The 18,548-nt window shown below is 72.5% G+C and carries 21 protein-coding genes and 3 tRNA genes; 13 read left to right on the forward strand and 11 right to left on the reverse strand.

The genetic code is table 11. The features are described 5' to 3' along the window. Genes ACXJKF_RS00230 through ACXJKF_RS00240 form a run of 3 tightly spaced genes read left to right on the forward strand, consistent with a single transcriptional unit; the run spans position 1 to position 3,342 of the window. Positions 1–1,110 (forward strand): ABC transporter permease, encoded by a 1,110-nt coding sequence (locus tag ACXJKF_RS00230; protein ID WP_456785736.1) that lies wholly within the window; start codon positions 1–3, stop codon positions 1,108–1,110. Then, positions 1,110–2,807 carry an ABC transporter ATP-binding protein gene (locus ACXJKF_RS00235; RefSeq protein WP_456785737.1) on the forward strand — a complete coding sequence of 566 codons (1,698 nt, stop codon included), beginning with the start codon at positions 1,110–1,112 and terminating at the stop codon, positions 2,805–2,807. Before ACXJKF_RS00230 ends, ACXJKF_RS00235 begins: the two co-directional genes overlap by 1 nt. 52 nt (positions 2,808–2,859) lie before the next feature. After that, complete coding sequence (locus ACXJKF_RS00240; RefSeq protein WP_456785738.1) at positions 2,860–3,342, forward strand: hypothetical protein; 483 nt, start codon at positions 2,860–2,862, stop codon at positions 3,340–3,342. Here ACXJKF_RS00240 and ACXJKF_RS00245 read toward each other — a convergent pair. Beyond that, on the reverse strand, positions 3,296–4,363 hold the full coding sequence (locus ACXJKF_RS00245) for a hypothetical protein (protein WP_456785739.1): 1,068 nt from the start codon (positions 4,361–4,363) through the stop codon (positions 3,296–3,298). The two genes, ACXJKF_RS00240 and ACXJKF_RS00245, sit on opposite strands and share 47 nt — an antisense overlap. Before the next feature lie 69 nt (positions 4,364–4,432). On the opposite strand from ACXJKF_RS00245, the gene ACXJKF_RS00250 reads away from it, so the two are divergent. Beyond that, positions 4,433–5,344: a hypothetical protein gene (locus tag ACXJKF_RS00250; RefSeq protein ID WP_456785740.1), complete on the forward strand. Its 912-nt coding sequence runs from the start codon at positions 4,433–4,435 to the stop codon at positions 5,342–5,344. On the opposite strand, the gene ACXJKF_RS00255 is transcribed toward ACXJKF_RS00250, so the two are convergent. From ACXJKF_RS00255 to ACXJKF_RS00280, 6 genes are read right to left on the reverse strand one after another with little or no spacing between them, the layout of a single operon-like run. After that, a complete protein-coding gene (locus ACXJKF_RS00255; RefSeq protein WP_456785741.1) occupies positions 5,325–6,197 on the reverse strand; it encodes a prenyltransferase in 873 nt (290 codons plus the stop codon). The genes ACXJKF_RS00250 and ACXJKF_RS00255 overlap by 20 nt on opposite strands. Continuing rightward, entirely contained in the window at positions 6,194–6,493 is a 300-nt protein-coding gene (locus ACXJKF_RS00260; RefSeq protein ID WP_456785742.1) for a lycopene cyclase domain-containing protein, read from the reverse strand. The genes ACXJKF_RS00255 and ACXJKF_RS00260 overlap by 4 nt, the downstream gene beginning before the upstream one ends. Continuing rightward, positions 6,490–6,807, reverse strand: a complete 318-nt coding sequence (locus tag ACXJKF_RS00265) for a lycopene cyclase domain-containing protein (protein ID WP_456785743.1) — start codon at positions 6,805–6,807, stop codon at positions 6,490–6,492. The genes ACXJKF_RS00260 and ACXJKF_RS00265 overlap by 4 nt, the downstream gene beginning before the upstream one ends. After that, on the reverse strand, positions 6,804–8,450 hold the full coding sequence (crtI, locus tag ACXJKF_RS00270; RefSeq protein ID WP_456785744.1) for a phytoene desaturase family protein: 1,647 nt from the start codon (positions 8,448–8,450) through the stop codon (positions 6,804–6,806). Before crtI ends, ACXJKF_RS00265 begins: the two co-directional genes overlap by 4 nt. Further along, entirely contained in the window at positions 8,447–9,361 is a 915-nt protein-coding gene (locus ACXJKF_RS00275; RefSeq protein ID WP_456785745.1) for a phytoene/squalene synthase family protein, read from the reverse strand. Before ACXJKF_RS00275 ends, crtI begins: the two co-directional genes overlap by 4 nt. Positions 9,362–9,377: 16 nt before the next feature. Beyond that, positions 9,378–10,550, reverse strand: a complete 1,173-nt coding sequence (locus ACXJKF_RS00280; RefSeq protein ID WP_456785746.1) for a polyprenyl synthetase family protein — start codon at positions 10,548–10,550, stop codon at positions 9,378–9,380. A gap of 211 nt (positions 10,551–10,761) precedes the next feature. Here ACXJKF_RS00280 and galE point away from each other — a divergent pair, with 211 nt between their 5' ends. After that, entirely contained in the window at positions 10,762–11,721 is a 960-nt protein-coding gene (gene galE / locus ACXJKF_RS00285; RefSeq protein WP_456785747.1) for a UDP-glucose 4-epimerase GalE, read from the forward strand. Between the two features lie 211 nt (positions 11,722–11,932). Here the strand turns inward: galE and ACXJKF_RS00290 are convergent, their stop codons facing one another. The 3 genes from ACXJKF_RS00290 to ACXJKF_RS00300 form a co-directional block, all read right to left on the reverse strand. Continuing rightward, positions 11,933–12,844 (reverse strand): LLM class flavin-dependent oxidoreductase, encoded by a 912-nt coding sequence (locus ACXJKF_RS00290; protein ID WP_456785748.1) that lies wholly within the window; start codon positions 12,842–12,844, stop codon positions 11,933–11,935. Between the two features lie 121 nt (positions 12,845–12,965). Beyond that, a complete protein-coding gene (locus ACXJKF_RS00295) occupies positions 12,966–13,877 on the reverse strand; it encodes a cation diffusion facilitator family transporter (protein ID WP_456785749.1) in 912 nt (303 codons plus the stop codon). A gap of 3 nt (positions 13,878–13,880) precedes the next feature. Further along, positions 13,881–14,234: a metallopeptidase family protein gene (locus tag ACXJKF_RS00300; RefSeq protein ID WP_456786012.1), complete on the reverse strand. Its 354-nt coding sequence runs from the start codon at positions 14,232–14,234 to the stop codon at positions 13,881–13,883. A 149-nt stretch (positions 14,235–14,383) separates the two neighbouring features. On the opposite strand from ACXJKF_RS00300, the gene ACXJKF_RS00305 reads away from it, so the two are divergent. The 7 genes from ACXJKF_RS00305 to ACXJKF_RS00335 all read left to right on the forward strand — a co-directional run bounded on the left by ACXJKF_RS00305 (position 14,384) and on the right by ACXJKF_RS00335 (position 17,163). Then, a tRNA-Glu gene (locus ACXJKF_RS00305) sits at positions 14,384–14,456 on the forward strand. A 43-nt stretch (positions 14,457–14,499) separates the two neighbouring features. Next, positions 14,500–14,573, forward strand: a tRNA-Asp gene (locus ACXJKF_RS00310). Between the two features lie 51 nt (positions 14,574–14,624). Next, a tRNA-Phe gene (locus tag ACXJKF_RS00315) sits at positions 14,625–14,700 on the forward strand. Positions 14,701–14,835: 135 nt separating this feature from the next. Then, on the forward strand, positions 14,836–15,861 hold the full coding sequence (locus ACXJKF_RS00320) for a DUF389 domain-containing protein (protein WP_456785750.1): 1,026 nt from the start codon (positions 14,836–14,838) through the stop codon (positions 15,859–15,861). 69 nt (positions 15,862–15,930) lie between these two features. After that, on the forward strand, positions 15,931–16,371 hold the full coding sequence (locus ACXJKF_RS00325) for a phage holin family protein (protein WP_456785751.1): 441 nt from the start codon (positions 15,931–15,933) through the stop codon (positions 16,369–16,371). Between the two features lie 67 nt (positions 16,372–16,438). Beyond that, positions 16,439–16,849: a phage holin family protein gene (locus tag ACXJKF_RS00330; protein ID WP_456785752.1), complete on the forward strand. Its 411-nt coding sequence runs from the start codon at positions 16,439–16,441 to the stop codon at positions 16,847–16,849. Next, positions 16,846–17,163, forward strand: coding sequence for a DUF3618 domain-containing protein (locus ACXJKF_RS00335; protein WP_456785753.1), 318 nt, complete (start codon positions 16,846–16,848; stop codon positions 17,161–17,163). Before ACXJKF_RS00330 ends, ACXJKF_RS00335 begins: the two co-directional genes overlap by 4 nt. 170 nt (positions 17,164–17,333) lie before the next feature. On the opposite strand, the gene ACXJKF_RS00340 is transcribed toward ACXJKF_RS00335, so the two are convergent. Continuing rightward, positions 17,334–17,543 (reverse strand): BldC family transcriptional regulator, encoded by a 210-nt coding sequence (locus ACXJKF_RS00340; protein WP_456785754.1) that lies wholly within the window; start codon positions 17,541–17,543, stop codon positions 17,334–17,336. Positions 17,544–18,051: 508 nt separating this feature from the next. Here ACXJKF_RS00340 and ACXJKF_RS00345 point away from each other — a divergent pair. Beyond that, entirely contained in the window at positions 18,052–18,264 is a 213-nt protein-coding gene (locus tag ACXJKF_RS00345) for a DUF3073 domain-containing protein (RefSeq protein WP_055911492.1), read from the forward strand. Positions 18,265–18,548: the final 284 nt, after the last annotated feature.

Raw genomic sequence — 18,548 nt, forward strand, 5'->3', positions numbered from 1 at the left:
ATGACCGACACCTCCCTGCCCGAGGTCGGCCTCGCCGTCGCGCACGCCGCCCCCGCCACGCCCGAGCACACGTCGTTCTGGAAGCGTCTGCCGGTGGTGCGCCACGTCCGCACGAGCGTCGGCCTGCAGCGCACCATGCTGGTCATCGGCATCGTCCTGATGCTCATCTTCATCATCACCGCGGCGTTCGCCCCGCTGCTCGCCCCCTACGGGTACGCGCAGCTGAGCTCGGGCGACGTGAACTTCGGCTCGCAGCAGCCGCCCTCGGCCGAGAACCTCCTGGGCACCACCGTCGGCGGCTACGACGTGCTGTCCCGCACCATCTGGGGCGCCCGGCCCGCGTTCCTCGTGATCATCGTCGCGGTCACGCTCTCGATCTTCGCGGGCGTGGCGCTCGGTCTGGTGTCGGGGTACTTCGGCGGCTGGGTCGACCGCGTGCTGGTCGTCATCGCCGACGCGCTCTTCGCGTTCCCGTCGCTGCTGCTCGCCATCGTCGTCGCCATCGTGATCAGCGGTGGGCAGTCATCGATGTGGGGCGGGGTGATGGCGGCGGCCATCTCGCTGAGCGTCGTGATGATCCCCCAGTACTTCCGCGTGGTCCGCGCCGAGGTCGTCCGCGTCAAGGCGGAGGCGTTCGTCGAGTCCGCCCGCGTGATCGGCTCGGGGCACCTGCGGATCATGGGCCGCCACGTCCTGCGCAACTCCACCCGGACCCTCCCGCTGATCCTCACGCTGAACTGCTCCGAGGCGGTGCTCACGCTGGCGGGCCTGGGCTTCCTCGGGTTCGGCATCGAGCCGACGGCCGCGGCGGACTGGGGCTACGACCTGTCCAAGTCCCTGTCCGACGTGACCAGCGGCATCTGGTGGACCGCGGTGCCCCCGGGCGTCGCGATCGTGCTCACCGTGCTCGGGCTGACCCTCGTGGGCGAGTCGCTCAACGACCTCGCGGACCCGCGTCTGCGCAGGCGCCGGGCCGCCAAGGCCGCCGTGCCGCTGAGCCCGGTCACCGCTGTTCCCGGCGGTGTCGCCACCGACCGCGTCCCGGGCGTCGAGAGCATCGACGACCTCGAGGGGCCGACAGACCTGTTCGACGGAAGGGGCCAGCGCTGATGACCAACGTCGTCGACATCAAGAACCTGCACGTCTCGTTCGCCACCGACGCCGGAACCGTCCGGGCCGTCGAGGGCGTCACGCTCCACGTCGCCGCCGGGGAGGTGCTCGCGATCGTCGGCGAGTCCGGGTCCGGCAAGACCGTCACCGCCCGCTCGATCCTGGGCCTGCTGCCGGAGACCGCCCTGAGCAGCGGCACCGTCATGCTCACGCGCAAGGACGGGTCCGCCACGCACGACATCGTGACGCTGGGCGGCACCGACCTGCGCGACGTGCGCGGTCGCGACGCCGCGATGGTCTTCCAGGAGCCGTCCACCGCCCTGAACCCGGTGTTCCCGGTGGGCTGGCAGATCGCGGAAGGCCTGAAGGCGCACGGCAAGGTCTCCGACAAGGACGCCCGCGCGCGGGCGATCGAGATCCTGCGCCTGGTCGGCATCCCCGACCCGGAGCACCGCGTCGACCACTACCCGCACCAGTTCTCGGGCGGGCAGAAGCAGCGCATCGTCATCGCCCAGGCGCTCGTCCTCGACCCCGGCCTGATCATCGCCGACGAGCCGACGACCGCCCTCGACGTCACCGTGCAGGCCGAGATCCTCGACCTGCTGCGCCGCCTCCCGAAGGAGTTCGGCTCCGCGATCGTCCTGATCACGCACAACATGGGCGTCGTCGCGGACCTGGCCGACCGCGTCGCGGTCATGTTCAACGGCGAGATCGTGGAGCAGGCCGACGTCCGCACGCTGTTCGCGTCGCCGCAGCACCCGTACACGCAGCGGCTGCTGGACGCCGTGCCGCGGGTGGGCGGGCGCCGCCTGCGCGACCGCGTCCGGGTGGCCGACGAGCTCGAGGCGATGGTCGTCGACGAGTCGGCGACACCGGTCGTCGAGGCGTCCGACCTGCGGATCGTCTACCCGGGCCGGCTGCGGCAGCCCGCGTTCACGGCCGTCGACGGCGTGAACCTGGTCATCCGCCCCGGCGAGGTGCTCGGCCTGGTGGGCGAGTCGGGCAGCGGCAAGACGACGATCGGGCGGGCCATCGCCGGTCTCACCCCGATCAGCGGCGGCTCCCTGAAGGTCCACGGCGTCGAGATGCTCGACGTCAAGGCGAAGGTCTTCCGACCGGTCCGCAAGCGCATCGGGTTCGTCTTCCAGGACCCGGCGACCAGCTTCAACCCGCTGCTCACGATCGCCCAGTGCGTCGCCGAGCCGATGGTCGTGCACGGCCTGGCGCCGAACCCCGACGAGGCCCGGCCGCGCGTCGACGAGCTGATGGAGGCCGTCCAGCTGCCCAAGGCGTTCGGTGACCGGTTCCCGCACGAGCTGTCGGGCGGTCAGCGGCAGCGCGCCAGCCTGGCCCGGGCGCTCATCCTGGGCCCAGAGCTGCTCATCGCCGACGAGCCGACGAGCGCGCTCGACGTCTCGGTGCAGGCCCGGGTGCTCGACCTGTTCGCCCGCCTGCAGGCCGAGCTGGGCTTCGCGTGCCTGTTCATCAGCCACGACCTGGCCGTCGTGGACCTGCTGGCCCACCGCATCGCGGTCCTGCACCGCGGCGTGCTGGTCGAGGAGGGCACGGGCGACGAGGTGCTCGGTGCACCGAAGCACCCGTACACGCAGCGCCTGCTGGCGTCGCTGCCCGTGCCGGACCCGGTCGAGCAGGCCGCCCGCCGCGAGACGTGGAGGAACCTGCGCGCGCACGGGTGAACGTCGGACCGGTTCACCCCCGGGTGGACCGGTCCGCTCCTAGCGTGGCGGGATGCCCCCCGCTGACCAGCAGGTTCGCTCGCGCCTCGTGCGTGTGCTCGCGATCCTGGCTGTCCTCGCGACGATCCCGCTGTGGGCACCGCCGGACCACGTGACCACCTCCGACGGCGTCTTCATGGTCGCGGCGGCCGCGCCGCCGGGGGTCGCGGTCGTCCGGGTCGCGGCCCTGGTCCTCGTGGTGCTGCTCGCCGGGCTGACCCTGTGGCGGGGCAGGCGCGTCGTCGGGCTCTACGTGGTGCCGGCCCTGGCGCTGAGCTGGGTCTGGTGGCGGACGGAGGGCGGCGGCAGCTACACGGTCGCGATGTTCGGCTCGGCCGGTCAGGACCCCCCGCACGCGTTCACGTCGCCCTGGTTCGCGGTCGCGGTCGCGCTGTCCGCGCTGGTGGTCATCACGTGGACGCTCGTCGTCCTCGGCATCCTGTCGCGCGTCAGACGCACGCCTCGCGGCGGGCCGAGTAGCGGTCGTACAGCGTGACGACGAGCGCGACCACGTAGGCGAACAGGAGCACGTCACCCACCGCCACCGACCCCCTCTGCCCGGTGGCGAACGCCGCGAAGACGAGCATGGCGACGACGCTGATGACGGTGTTGACCGCGACACCGATGCCGAGCGAGGCCGTGGCCCGCCCCCGCCACAGCGCCAGCCCCGCGTGCACGAGCACCGTCCCCGTGACGACGAGCACGACCACCGACAGCCGCCCCTCCGTGAGCGGGTACGACTCGAACAGGACGGCCGTGACCAGCCCGGCCAGCGCCACCTTCTCGGCGAGGTGACCGACGCCCCTCGGCGCGACCCCGACGGGGCGCTTCGGCACCCAGCCCACCCGCTCGGCGACCCTGTCCGCGTCCACGGTGAACGGCCAGTCGGCCGGAGGCAGACGCCGGACCACGCGCCGGCCGACGACGACCAGCACCACCGCGAGGACGGCCAGGAGGCCCCAGACCCACGGGTGCGCGTCGACCAGCTTCCCGAACTCGTCGGTGAAGTCCAGCTGCGCGACGTGGATCCACCACTCCTGCGGCAGCTTGATGACCACCCAGATGAGCCCGGCCGTCCACAGGAACGCGGCCTTGCTCAGCCGGGCGGCGTCCCGCCGCGTCCGGACCACCTCGATCGCGATCACGAAGTACTCGAAGGTGTTCGGGAACACCATGAGCAGCCAGCGCAGGTCGGTCAGCTCGAAGAGGAGCACCCCGACCAGCCGGTAGTACCAGAGGAAGGCCGCGACCCCGACCGCGAACGGGTTGCGCCAGTTCCGCAGCACCGAGAGGTACGCGATCGTCAGGTAGTAGATGTCGAGCGCCTTGTCGTACGACTGGTAGTTGTCGAGCGGCAGGCCGGTGAACGCGGCGAAGATCGACTTGTCGACGCCGTCGATCACGAGCGCGGCGAGGATCGCCGGCAGCGGGAACCGCGGGATGAACAGCGGCACCACCAGCCGCAGCCCCACGACCAGCACGAACACGGTCCAGTCGATGGTGCTCGCGTCCGTCATGCGGGGACTCTAGCGATCCCGCGACCGATCCGGACCCGTGGCGACCCGCGGACCTCTACGGTGATCGCCATGCGCGACAGGCTCGTCCTCGTCGGTGCGGCCGTGGCGGTCGCGCTGGTGGCGTTCGTGGCGATCACCCCGTGGCTCACGCCGTGGCCGTTCGACGGCGAGACCCAGGACCTGGTGCAGCGGGCCGGGTTCGCCGCGGTGCCCGCAGTCGCCGCGGTCGTCGTCCTCCGGCGGTCGACCGCCGCCCGCCTCGCCGCCTGGTTCGCCGTCCCCGGGCTGCTGCTCGGCTGGGGCGTGTGGAGCCTGCCGGGCGGTGCGTTCGCCTACACCCTGACCGTGGAGACCGTCACCGGGAGCAGCATCGCGGTCGCCTCGTCGGCAGACCTGATGGCGCCCCCGACCGATGCACTCGAGGCCGCCGTGGCCGCCGCCTTCCTCGTGCTCCTGACGCTGCTCTGGACCCTCGCGGTGGTCGGCCTGGTCACGGTCGCCCGACGCCCGGGCAGCTCGTCGGTCCGCGAGCTCGCTGTCGTCGCGGCTCTCCTGACCATCCCGCTGTGGGTCCCCCCGGGGCCGCGCTGGTCCGCCGCGGGAGCGCCGATCGCCTCCGTGCCGGCGACCGTCGCGCTCGACGCAACCCGACTGACCGCGCTCGTGCTCGTGCTCGTCGTCGGCGGCCTCGTCCTCGCTTCCCGACATCCTCTGCCCGCGCGGGCCGCCGCCTACCTCGTGCCTGCGCTCCTGCTCTCGTGGGTCTGGTGGCGCACGAGCGCGGGGGGCAGCTACGGGGTCGCGGGGTCGAGCACGTGGCTGGAGCCCAGCCTGGCCGACCGGCTCCCGTGGCTCGTCACGTCCGTGGCGGAGACCGCCCTCGTGGTGGTCCTGTGGGTCCTCACCCTCCGTGGGTGGCACGAGCTGCTGCGCCGGTACCGGCCGCCGGACGCGGGACTGGTCAGCCCGACCGCGCGATGACGATGAGCAGCATCGTCACCAGGAACCCGGTGACCAGGTTCAGCCAGAGGAACCGCCGCCAGCCCGCGTTCGCGCGCTCGCAGTCCTCGTCGCGCACCGACCAGAACTGCGCGGTGCTGATCGCGTACGGGATCGGCAGGACGGCGGCGAGCGTCCCTGGCCACGGCACGATGAGCAGCACCGCGGCCGCCAGGACGTAGAGCACGGTCGACGCCACCACCGTCGCGTGCGCGCCGAGCGCTGTCGCCACGGACGCGATCCCGCCCTCGCGGTCCGCCCGGACGTCCTGCACGGCCCCGAACGCGTGCGACGCCATCCCCCAGAGCACGAACGCCACCAGCACGGGCCACGTGGTCGTCGCCCCGAGGTCCGCACCCACCAGCACCAACGCGTACAGGAGCGGGCCGACGAAGTGCATCGCGGACGTCAGGGAGTCCAGCACCGGGCGCTCCTTGAACCGGAGCACGGGCGCCGAGTACGCGACGACGAGGAACAGGACCAGGGCCAGCGTCGCGTTCGCGGCGGCGTCGCCGACCAGGAGCAGGTAGACGACGAACGGCAACGTCGTGACGAGGCACGCCCACAGGATCCGGCGGTGCACCTCGCGGGCCCGCGCAGGCTCGACGAGGCCGCCCTCGATCCCGCCCTTGCGCGGGTTGCGCAGGTCGGAGGCGTAGTCGAACACGTCGTTGATGCCGTACATCAGCAGGTTGTACGGGCCCAGGAAGAACAGGGTGCCGACGACGAACGTCACGTCGACGCGTCCGCCGGTAGCCAGCAGGTACCCGGCCGCGAACGGGTAGGCGGTGTTGATCCAGGAGAACGGCCGGGACGCGGCGAGGACCTCCCTCACGGCGTGCGGCCCTTGCGACGCCCGAGGACGACCCAGAGCACCGGCATCCCGACGGCCGCGGCGATCGCGTAGGCGAAGTCCTCCAGCGGAGCTCCCCAGATGCGCACGCCCAGGATCTTGTCGGGGTCGAACACGTACAGGTCGGCCGCGATCATGAGGGTGTCGAAGACGGCGGTCAGCACGCACAGGACCAGGACCGTCAGCAGGATCGGGACCGCCCGCAGCCGGCGCAGCACGGGCCAGGACACCACCCCGAGCACCGCGAGCACGATCACGTTGAGCACGATGTTGGTCACGAGGGCTCCCCCCGCCACCGCATCTGCGCCCGCCACGCCAGCAGCGCCGTGTAGCAGAGCAGCGCCAGGAAGAACGCCTCCTCGACGGGCAGCTCGGGTGCCAGCAGGAGCCCGGTCATGTGCGGGGAGTCGCCGCGCGCGAAGATGCCGAGCACCAGCCCGATCCCGTCCCAGAGCAGGAAGCCGACCACGCCGATCCCCACGGTGAGCGCGGCCCGGCGCGGGTCGGACCAGAACGCGAGCCGGAAGCGTCGGTCCAGCAGGGCGAGGCCGCCCAGCGACAGCAGCAGGGCGCCGAGGTACGCGAACGTCATCCGACCGTCTCGCTCCACACCCCGCGGGGCCGGGCGGCCGCGAGGAACCCCGGTCGCAGCGGGGCGGGCAGGGGTCGCGACGAGGTCTCCCCCAGCATCCGCTTGACCACGAGCTCGGCACTGATCAGGCACATCGGCAGTCCCACACCCGGGATCGTGCCACCTCCGACGTGCAGCACGTTCGGGACGCGCGCCGACGCGTCGCCCGGCCGGAACATCGCGCTCTGCCGCAGGGTGTGCTCCATCCCGAGGGCCGTGCCGCGCCAGGCGGACAGGTCGCGGGCGAAGTCCGCGGGGGCGACGACGCGGCGGGTCACCACGCGGTCGCGCAGCCCGGGGATGCCGGCCCAGGCGCCGACCTGGTCGAGGTACCGGTCGGCGTGCCGCTCGACGGCACCCCGGTCCCCCGCGCCCAGGTCCGGGTCCGCGGGGAAGGGGACGAGGACGAACAGGTTCTCGTGCCCGGGCGGAGCGGCCGTCGGGTCGCTCGCGGAGGTCCGCGACACGTACATCGACGCCACCTCGGGCACCCGCAGACCGTCCGGCGGCGTCGACCTGCCCGGCCCGAGGATGTCCTCGAAGTTGCCGGGCCAGTCCCGCGTGAAGAACAGCGAGTGGTGCGCCAGCTCGGGCAGCTCGCCGCGCACCCCCGCCATGATCAGCAGCGCGGAGATCCCCGGCCCGCGGTCCTCCCACCACTCCTCGGGCAGCTCGCGGTGCTCGCCCAGCAGCGCGGTCTCGGTGTGGTGGCGGTCCGCGGCGGACACCACGACGTCGGCCCGGACGAACCTCCCGTCGGCCAGCCGCACGCCCCGGGCCTCGCCTGACCTGCGGGGATGCCGGAGGGACGGGCTGGCGTCGTCGATCTCGACCGCCGCCACGTCGGCACCCGTGCAGATGTCCACGCCCTCCTTGCGGGCGATCCTCTCGAGCGCCTCGATGATCGTGTACATCCCGCCGCGCGGGAAACGTACGCCGTCGACCAGGTCCAGGTGGCTCATCAGCGAGTACAGCGCGGGGACCCGGTACGGCGAGGACCCGAGGAACACCGCGTGGTACCCGAGCACCTGCCGAAGCACGGGATCGGTCACCGTGGCCGCGACCTTGTCGGCCAGCGTGCCCGTCAGCAGACCCGCCAGCGTCCGCGACTGCCGGGCGACGTCGAGCGACAGGAGCCGGTCCGGTCGCGCGAACGTCGTGTAGAGGAACGAGTCGAGCGCCGTCCGGTACGCCTGCGTCGACGCCTCGGAGTACCTGCGGACGGCCTCCCCTGCGCCGGCCTCGCGCGCCTCGAACGTCGCCCAGTTGGTCTCGGCGTCGCCGACCACGTCGAACGGCTCTGACGGGCCGCCGCCGACCGGCTCCGGGAACAGCCGGTACGCCGGGTCCAGCCGGTCCAGCTCGACGTGGTCCTCGATCCGCTCGCCCAGCAGCGCGAACGCGTGCTCGAAGACCTCCGGCATGAAGTACCAGGACGGCCCGGTGTCGAACCGGAACCCGTCGACGGACCACGTCCCCGCCCGCCCGCCGAGCTGGTCGTGCCGCTCCAGCAGGGTCACCAGCGCGCCCCCGCGGGCCAGCAGGGCGGCGGTGGTCAGCCCGGCGATGCCGCCACCGATGACGACGACGCGTCCTGGCGTCATGCGTCGAGGCGTCCTGCGTCGCCCGTCCGGCCTGCCCGCGCCTCCGCCAGCACCGACTCGCCGACGACCAGGAGCTTGACGGGCGTGGGCAGCCGCACCCGGGCGGCCAGCAGCTCCCCCGCCGGCCGCGCCGCGATCTCGTCGAGCAGCCGCTGGTAGAGCGCGAGGGTGGCGCCGACCGCGTAGCGCGCCCGCCGCGGCAGGCTCGGCACCGCCGCGCGCGCCGCCTCCACGTCGTCGGTGATCTCCCGCAGGATCGCGCTCAGCTGCGCGTCGTCCAGGTGCCCCGGCGTCGTGCCCGGGAAGTAGGTGCGACCCAGCTCCTCGGTGTCGGCGCCGAGGTCGCGCAGGAAGTTGATCTTCTGGAACGCCGCACCCAGCGCCCGGGCGCCGGTCACCTGCGCCTCGTCGGGCTCCCGCACCGGCTCGCCGGGCCGCCGGTCCTCGTTGAGGAACGCCCGCACGCACATGAGGCCGACCACCTCGGCCGAGCCGTACACGTAGGCCTCGTAGCTGGCCCGGTCGTGCTCGCGGACCGTCAGGTCCGCCCGCATGGACGCGAAGAACGGCGCCGTCTCCGCCGCGGTGATCCCCACGCGCCGCGCGGTCCGCGCGAACGCGTGCACCACGAGGTTCGTCGAGTACCCGGTGCGCAGCGCACGAGCGGTCTGCTCCTCGAGCTCGTCCAGCTCGGCGCCCGCGTCCTCGCCGCGGTAGGTGTCGACCACCTCGTCGGCCAGCCGCACCAGCGCGTAGACCGCGCGGATGTCCTCCTGACCCCGCCGACCGAGCAGGCGGGTGCCCAGACCGAACGACGTGGAGTAGGCGGCCAGCACCCCCGCGCTCGTGCGCGCGGCCGTGGCGTCGTACAACCGGAGCGCCCGGTCGCGGGCTGTCCGCAGGTCCGTCATCGACTCCCCCAGCACCTCAGTGACCCCGTCCGACGAGATCGTCGACGACGCCCACAAGGTAGCCTCCCAACGGCTCCGGCACCCCGTCCACCGCCAGCTCGCGTGCACGCTGCGCCGTGGCCCGCACCAGGTCCCGCACCGCGTCCAGCGCCCCGCTGGCCACCAGGACCTCCCGCACCGCGGCCGCTCCCCGGTCGTCCAGGTCCGCGCGCCCGACGTTCGCGTCGAGCACCGCGCACCCGGCGTCGTCCGCCCGCGCGTACGCCAGGCGCAGCAGCTCGGTGCGCTTGCCCTCGCGCAGGTCCGACAGCACCGACTTCCCCGTCACGGCAGGGTCGCCGAACACCCCCAGGACGTCGTCGGTGAGCTGGAACGCGACGCCGAGGGCGGAGCCCACCGCGCCGAGCCGGGCCACCTGACCGTCGTCGGCACCCGCCAGGACCGCACCGACGACCAGCGGCAGGCTGCCCGAGTACGCGGCCGTCTTCAGCTCCGCGACCGCGAGCGCGTCCACGTCCCGCGGCGAGGACAGGGCGCCCGTCACGTCGAGCAGCTCGCCGACGACGGTCGTCTCGATGCCCGCGGCCAGCAGCCCCACCACGCGCAGCAGGGCGGCGCTGTCCGCCGGCGCGCTCGCCACCAGCGCGAACGCCGACGCGATGGCCAGGTCGCCCGCCAGCACGCCGGCGGCGAGCACCTGGTCGGACACGGTCCGCTCGGGGAGCCCTCGGCCCGCCAGGCGAGCGCGCGTCGCTCCCGCGACGTTGGGCCGCCCGCGCCGCACCTCGTCGTGGTCGAGCAGGTCGTCGTGCACGAGCATCGCGGCGTGCAGCACCTCGACCGCGGCCGCGACCGGCGCGATCGGCGCCGCGTCCCGCCCGAGCAGCCCGTCGCGCCCGTCGTGACCGCCCCCCAGCCCCAGGTAGGCGGCGACCGCGAGCCGCGGACGCATGAGCTTGCCCCCGACGCCGGCGGCGAGATCGCCCCAGAGCTGCGCCGCGACGTCGGACACACCGGCGGCGGCGCGCACCCGGGCGTCGAGAAAGTCCTGCAGCACGGCCGAGGTCACGGCCATCGCGCGCTCGACCGACTCCGCCAGGTCAGCACGCTCCGCGACCCGTGCGCGCGCGTCGGCCTCCTGAGCCCGTGCGGACCCCGGTGTGGTCCGCAGCGCCGACTCGACGTGCATGGGCTCTCCCGTCGTTGCTGGATCCGACCCGTTCGCCCGCACGACCGGCCACGAGGAATCCTCAGGCTACTGAGCATTCTCCGGACCGCCACCGCACAGGGCTGTTCTGCACCCTTCGGCCGGACGCCCCTCGACGGATGCACCTCGCGCCGACTTTCTTCAGCACTGCTCCGGTCGGCCGCCCACCGCCGTCGTCGGTAGGCTCGCCTGCATGACATGGCTGGTCACCGGGGGTGCCGGGTACATCGGGTCGCACGTGGTGCGGGCGTTCGGGCAGGTCGGGCTGGAGACGGTGGTCCTCGACGACCTGTCCAGCGGCCACCGGTCGTTCGTCCCCGACGACGTGCCGTTGGTCGAGGGCTCGATCCTCGACACCGACCTGGTCGCGGACACCCTGGTCCAGCACGGCATCGTCGGCGTCGTGCACCTCGCCGGGTTCAAGTACGCGGGCGTCTCCGTGGACCGCCCGCTGCACACGTACGACCAGAACGTCACCGGCACCGCCCACCTGCTCGAGGCGATGGCGTCCCAGGGCGTCGACGCGATCGTCTTCTCGTCCTCGGCGGCCGTCTACGGCACGCCGGACGTCGACCTCGTCACCGAGGCCACCGCCACCAGCCCGGAGTCCCCCTACGGCGAGTCCAAGCTCATCGGCGAGTGGCTGCTGCGCGACCAGGGGCGGGCGGTCGGGCTCCGGCACACGTCGCTGCGCTACTTCAACGTCGTCGGCTCCGCCACCCCGGACCTGTACGACACCAGCCCGCACAACCTCTTCCCGCTCGTCCTGGACGCCCTGGCCGGCGGCCGCACGCCGCGCGTCAACGGCACCGACTACGCGACGCCGGACGGGACGTGCGTCCGCGACTACATCCACGTCGCTGACCTCGCGGCCTCCCACGTCGCCGCTGCCCAGGCGCTCGCCGCCGGCCGCACCCTGGAGCCGGTCTACAACCTGGGATCGGGCGCCGGCGTCTCCGTGCGGGAGATCATGACCGCGATGGCCGAGGGCACCGGTATCCCCTTCGAGCCGGAGACCGGCCCGCGCCGCCCGGGCGACCCGGCCCGCATCGTCGCGTCGGGCGAGCTGGCAGCCCGGGACCTCGACTGGCAGATGCGCCACACCCTGCTCGACATGGTCACCAGCGCCTGGGAAGCCCGCCAGGCCCACTGACCCACCGGGGCAGGGCCCCACAACGTCCGAGCATCCGAGCGCCCCAACGGTAAGATCCGCGGACGCTACCCCCCAGTTCCCGCAACGTCCGACGATCCGTGCGTCCCAACGACCAGACGCTCGGACGCTACGCACCCTTCCCGATGTTCGGACGTCCCAGCGCCCGAGGCGCTTTCCCGATGCGCGGACGCTGCGGGACCACGTCTGGCTGTTACAGCGCCTGGAGCCGTGGCAGGTGGTCGACGAGGCCCTCCAGCACGGACTCGTCGCCCTCGTAGATGCCGTCGGCGCGTGGCCAGTGGACCACCACGTCGGTGAACCCCAGCGTCGCGGCACGCTCGATGCCGTCGGTGACGACGGCGAGGGAGCTCATCGAGAAGATCGGTGCCCCGTCCAGGCTCAGGTACCGGCGCAGCGGCGGCTGTCCGGCGGGGCGGTGCTCGGCCTCGATCGCGTCGACCTGCTCGCGCATGGCAGCGAGCCCCGTCCACCACTGCTCCTGCGCGGCGAGCTGGTCGTCGGGCACGTCCTCGGTCGCGTACGCGGGACCGTAGGTGGCCCACCCCTGCCCGTACCGCGCGGCCAGGGCCATCGTGCGCGGGCCGTTGGCGGCGACGACGAACGGCGTCCGGGGCTGCGCGATCGTGCCGGGGATCATCCGTGCCTCGTGGGCCCGGTAGAACGTGCCCTGGTGCGACGTGACCGGCTGCGTCAGGAGCTCGTCGAGCAGCCCGACGAACTCCTCGAACCGCCGGGTCCGCTCACCGCGGGTGGGCGGGTCGCCCATGACGGAGGCGTCGAACCCTTCGCCCCCGGCACCGAGCCCGAGCAGGAACCGGCCGTTGCTGACGTCGTCGAGCCCCAGCACGTCCTTGGCGAACGGCACCGGGTGCCGGAAGTTCGGCGACGCCACCCAGGTCCCGAGGCCGATCCGCTCGGTGACGGCGGCCGCCGCGGCCAGCAGCGGGACGGTCGCGAACCACGGCTGGTCCACGAGCGAGCGCCACGCCAGGTGGTCGTACGTCCAGGCATGGTCGAAGCCCCACTCCTCGACCTGCTCCCACTTGCGACGAGCAGTGCTCCACCGCTCCTGCGGCAGCAACGCGATCCCCACAGCAACCATGCGCCGACCCTATGTGCCCACCCCGACAACGTCCGGCCACCTGCAGGCGGGAGCCCTCCGGAGTGCGGACGTCCCGGGTTGTCGGAGCCTCGAGGAGTGCGGACGCTGCGGCGGTGGAGGGTCAGGCGTGGGCGTGGTGCTCGCTGCCGGTGGTGGACGGGGGTTCCAGCTGGAACGTGCAGTGGTCGACGTCGAAGTGGCCCGCCAGGCAGTGCCGCAGGTCGCCGAGCACCCGACCGGCCTCGCCCCGGGACAGGAGCTCGTCGGGCACCTCGACGTGCGCCGACAGCACGGGGACGCCGGAGGTGATCGTCCAGGCGTGCAGGTCGTGCACGCCGAGCACCCCCGGGACGCCGCAGATGTGCGCCCGGATGGCGTCCAGGTCCACGCCGCGCGGGGTGGCCTCCAGGAGCACCGTCCCGACCTCGCGCAGCAGCGCCACCGCGCGCGGCACGATCATGAGGCCGATGAGCACCGACGCGATGCCGTCGGCCCGCAGGTACCCGGTGGCCATCACCACGAGCGCGGCCGCGACGACCGCCGCCGAGCCCAGCAGGTCGCCGAGCACCTCCAGGTAGGCACCGCGCACGGTCAGCGACTCCTCCTGCCCGCGGCGCAGGAGCAGGAGCCCGACCCCGTTGGCGGCGAGACCGACGACGGCGACGACGAGCATCAGCCCGGCCTCCACCTCACCGGGCGTGATGATCCGCGCGATGCCGCCGACGATCACCCCGACCCCGACAGCCGCGATGACCAGCCCGTTCACCAGCGCCGCGAGGATCTCGGCGCGCTGCCACCCGAACGTGCGGGCGGCGGTCGCGGGCCGGGCGGCGAGCGCGGTGGCACCGAGCGCCAGACCCACCCCCGCGGCGTCGGTGAGCATGTGCCCCGCATCCGCGATCAGCGCGAACGAGCCGGAGAGCAGCCCGCCGACCACCTCGACCACGAGCACGACGAGCGTGAGGACGAGCACCGCGAGGAGCCGGCCGCGATGGGCCTGCGCCGCGGTGGAGTGGGAGTGGTCGTGGCCCACCGCTCAGTCCCAGCCCAGCTCGTGCAGGCGCTCGTCGTCGATGCCGAAGTGGTGCGCGATCTCGTGCACGACGGTGACGGCGACCTCCTCGACGACGTCCTCGCGGCTGTCGCAGATGGCGAGCGTCGGGAGCCGGAAGATCGTGATCCGGTCGGGCAGCGACCCGGCGGCCCAGAACTCGCCGCGCTCGGTCAGCGGCGTGCCCTCGTACAGCCCGAGCAGGTCGACCTCGCCCTCGGGCGGGGCGTCCTCGACCAGGACGACGACGTTGTCCATCATCGCGGCGAGCTCGTCGGGGATCTCGTCGAGCGCGTCGCGGACCGCATCCTCGAACTCTGCGGGTGACATGTCGACCATGAGGTCCATCCTGCCTGCTCAGCGACGGGTGCCGGAGGGTGACCACCGCCACTCGTCATCGACTTTGGAGATCGGGCCGATGACCCCGTATGCTCATCACCGGTCATCCGGCGCCTCGGCGTTGGGGGTTGGATGTTCGCGTAGGACATGCCCCCATCGTCTAGCGGCCTAGGACCCCGCCCTTTCACGGCGGTAGCACGGGTTCGAATCCCGTTGGGGGTACGAGCAGTTCAGTAGTTCAGCAGTAGGCCTTGCAGCAGTTCAAGGCCCCGTAGCGCAGTTGGTTAGCGCGCCGCCCTGTCACGGCGGAGGTCGCGGGTTCAAGTCCCGTCGGGGTCGCTCGATCCGCCCGGTCATCCTGTTCGCAGGAACCCGGGCGTCGTCGGTTACGGCCACTTAGCTCAGTTGGTAGAGCGTTCGACTGAAAATCGAAAGGTCGGCAGTTCGACCCTGCCAGTGGCCACCACGCAAGCCCCGCCCGGATCATCCGGTGCGGGGCTTCGTCATGCTGCCCCCGACCCGCGCCCGCCAGCGGCGCGCCGCCCGGAGCGCCGGGACACCGTCCGAGACGATGGCGACAGCGACCCCGGGGGGATGACGGATGAGCAGCCTGAGCACGGTCGGCGCCGGCGACATCGAGCGCATCGCCACCGCGCTGTTCATCGAGCCGCCCGTGCGCAGCCGCTCCTCGACGCGGTTCTGGGTCCTCCTGGCACTCGCGTCCGTCATCGCCACGGCCGGTGTCGTGGCCGACTCCACGGCCACCGTCATCGGCGCGATGATCGTGGCTCCCCTGATGACGCCGATCCTGGGCATGGCGTTTGCCCTGGTCCTCGCGGACCGGCCGCACCTGGTGCGCAGCCTCGTGCACGTCCTGCTGGGCGCCCTGCTCGTCGTGGCCATCGGCTACCTGATCGGCATGCTGGTCCACCCGGCCGACGACTTCGCGGGCAACTCACAGGTGGCCGGTCGCATCAGCCCCAAGCTCATCGACCTGCTCGCCGCGCTCGCCACGGGCACGGTCGGTGCGTTCGCCCTGATCCGCTCGGACATCTCCGACACGCTGCCGGGCGTCGCGATCGCCATCTCCCTCGTGCCGCCCCTGGCGGTCACCGGACTGCTGCTGCAGGTCGGTCGCACCGCGGACGCCGCGCAGTCGGCCCTGCTCTTCGGCACCAACGTCGCGGCCATCATCGCCACCGGCACGGTCGTCCTCGTGCTGGCGGGGGTGCGGTCCGCCGCGGAGACGGCGGGCTACCCGGTCGGCCGGCTCAGCGGCGCGACGTTCGCGCTGGTCGCCGCGCTCGTCGTCCTCGTCGCGATCCCCCTCGCGGCGGGCTCCCGGGCCGTGGTCCAGGACCAGTCGCTCGAGACGCAGGCACGTCCGATCGCCCAGGCCTGGGCACGCGACGCCGGCTGGGAGGTCACCACCGTCGTGGCGCTCAACGGCGTGGTCACGGTGAGCGCGCTCGGTCCGCCGCCGTCGATCGACCCGGAGTCCCTGCGTGACGCGTTCGACGCCGACGGGCTGGCCGGCACCGACCTGCGGCTCGCCCTCGTGGTCGGCGGCACCCGCCTGTGCCCCGCGAACACCTCGGAGTGCGTCGTCCCGGTACCTGGTCACTAGCGCGGCAACCCTACGACCAGGCCTTCTGCTCCTACGCTGGGCACACCGCACGCCGTACGAGGAGGACCCATGGCCAGCACCCCCGGTGCCGATCGACCCCGCAGCTTCTTCGACCGGCTGACCGAGCCGTTCGCCGACCGCGCGCGCGAGAAGTTCGAGCAGGCCGAGGACCACGTCCGCGAGGCCATCCAGCACGAGATCGACGCGGTCGCACGCAGCGTCCGCACCCGGGCGATCGAGGTCCGACCGTCCGCCATCGGGTTCGGCGCCGCCGCGCTCCTCAGCTTCTTCGGCCTGGCGCTCCTGATCACCGCCGCCGTGCTCGGCCTGTCCCACGCGCTCGACCCCTGGCTCGCGTCGCTCATCATCGGCGTCGCGCTCCTCCTCGTCGGCGCCGGGGTCGCCGCCTGGGCCAAGCGGCACCTCCCCCCGGGGCCGTCGGTCTCGGTCGTCCGCATCCACGAGCCGGTCCACCCGGCCGAGGAGCAGGTGCACCCGTGGGCAGACTGACTCGCGGGCAGGATCGCCGACCACCACACTGAGTTCCCTACGGAAGTGCAGACGAGAGGCCGTGCCCATGACCACGCAGTCGGGACTGCCGAACGACGAGAAGTCGCTCGGCCAGCTGGTGTCCGAGCTCAGCGAGCAGGGTGCGCGGCTCGTCCGCGCGGAGATCGACCTGGCCAAGGCCGAGATCACCGGGCGGGCGCAGCAGCTGGGCGTCGGCGCGGGGCTGATCGTGGCCGGCGCCGTCCTCGCGCTCTACCTGCTGGGCGCCGGGATCGCCACCAGCATCATCGTGCTGGACCTCTGGCTGGACCTCTGGCTGGCCGCGCTCATCGTGTGCGCGTTCCTGCTGCTGGTCATCGTGATCCTGGTCCTGATCGGCATCAACCGCGTCAAGGCCGGGTCGCCACCCACACCGGCGAAGGCGATCGAGAACGTCCAGAACGACATCGCAGCGGTGAAGGCGGGGTTCAGCGCATGAGCGACGAGTCGGTCGAGAAGCCCGCGAGCACGCAGAAGCCCTTCAGCACGCCGGAGATGGTGGCGCTGGAGGCCGAGCTCGCCGTGACGCGCGCCCAGCTGGCGTCGACGGTGGACGAGCTGGTGGCCCGCCTGGACCCCCGCGCGCAGGCCGGCCGGGCGGTCGACTCGGGACGTCAGCTCTGGCGGGACGCGACGAGCGGCGACTCCTCGCCGGACGCGCGCAAGAAGGCGATCGCGATCATCGGCGGCGCCGTGGCGGGGGTGGCGGCGCTGCTCGCGCTCGTCGTCGCGGCGGGGCGCCACAAGGAGTGAACGCCCGGTCCTGAGACACCGGGTGCCGGGAACGAGAGCTGCGAGGGTCGCGTCATCGCGACCCTCGCAGTTCTGCGGAGGCATTCAGGTCGTACGGTCGTGCCATGCGCTCGACGGCCGAGGACCCGTCGATCGTCGTCGACGGGCTCGGCCGGGGCGGGTGTGGTCGCTCAGCCGTCCGACGGGCGCTGCTGCGGAACACCGTTCAGCAGGTCGCGCACCTCGGACTCGCGGTAGCGCCGGTGACCACCGAGGGTGCGGATCGAGGACAGCTTCCCGGCCTTGGCCCACCGGGTGACGGTCTTCGGATCAACCCGGAACAGAGTCGCGACCTCGGAGGGCGTGAGCAGTGCTTCGGTCTCTACGGGGTGTGCGTTCATCAGCTGCCTCCTGGCAAGCGTGCGGCCTGCGGTGCCGACATGTCGGCCCCTGGCCAGTTCAGGTGCGGGTGGTGCAGGTCCAACCGTGTGAAACGTTCTCGGGATGGCGAGCCTACGTCGTCGATGCCCAAACCATGACATCGCTCTCTAGCATGAACGAAAGCCGCAGATAGCGCATTCCAGGACACGTTCGCGTAACAAACCTACACAGGACTCTCATACAACTCTCATACCGCTCCACTCCGCGGCCACAGCACCACCCTAAACCCGACCAATCGGTCATTCACCCCGACGCGCGCACTGTCCACGCACGATTGGACGGCCGACCTGGACTCCCGCCTGCCGGCGACCGGGCCGGACGGAGCACGTGACGCGGATCGCCCGCGGCGAGTGGTCGGAATAGCGAACGAGCATGTACCGTTGCCCCTCGAAGAGACGATTCAGCACCCCGGGGCCGCACGTGTCAGCACGGAGCCGCCCCGCATCCACGTAAGAGGGGGTCGATGCCATGGGGCGCGGCCGTCAGAAGGCTAAGCAGACGAAGGTGGCCCGGGAGCTGAAGTACTTCAGCCCGGAGACCAACTACCGAGCTCTCGAGCAGGAGCTCACGTCGCACGGCCACAACGATGTCGTCACCGACAACCGCCCTCGCGCGGCTGTGGAGACGGACACTGACGACGACAGCGACGACTACCGCCGCTGGTCCGACGACGACCGCTGACGCGGTCGTCACTCATCTCGCGCACGCCACGAGATCGCCGAGCGAGACGGCGGCAGCAGAGCTGTCGCTCGTCTCGCACGTCGCTCTCTGAGCCTTGCTCGCCGGGCCCGTCGGTGACGTCGGCCCAGCTCGCGTGCTCGTGGGCCATGCGTGCTGCTGGGCCACGTCTGCTCGTCGACACCGCGCCTGCGGTTCCCGACGGCGGCGGCGCACGTGCGAGCCACGCTCTCCGCTGCCGGTCCCGGCGTGCGCTGCGCGCATCGTCGGCGATCTGACCTGCTCGT

It is taken from the genome of Cellulomonas sp. P5_C5, from assembly GCF_054049655.1.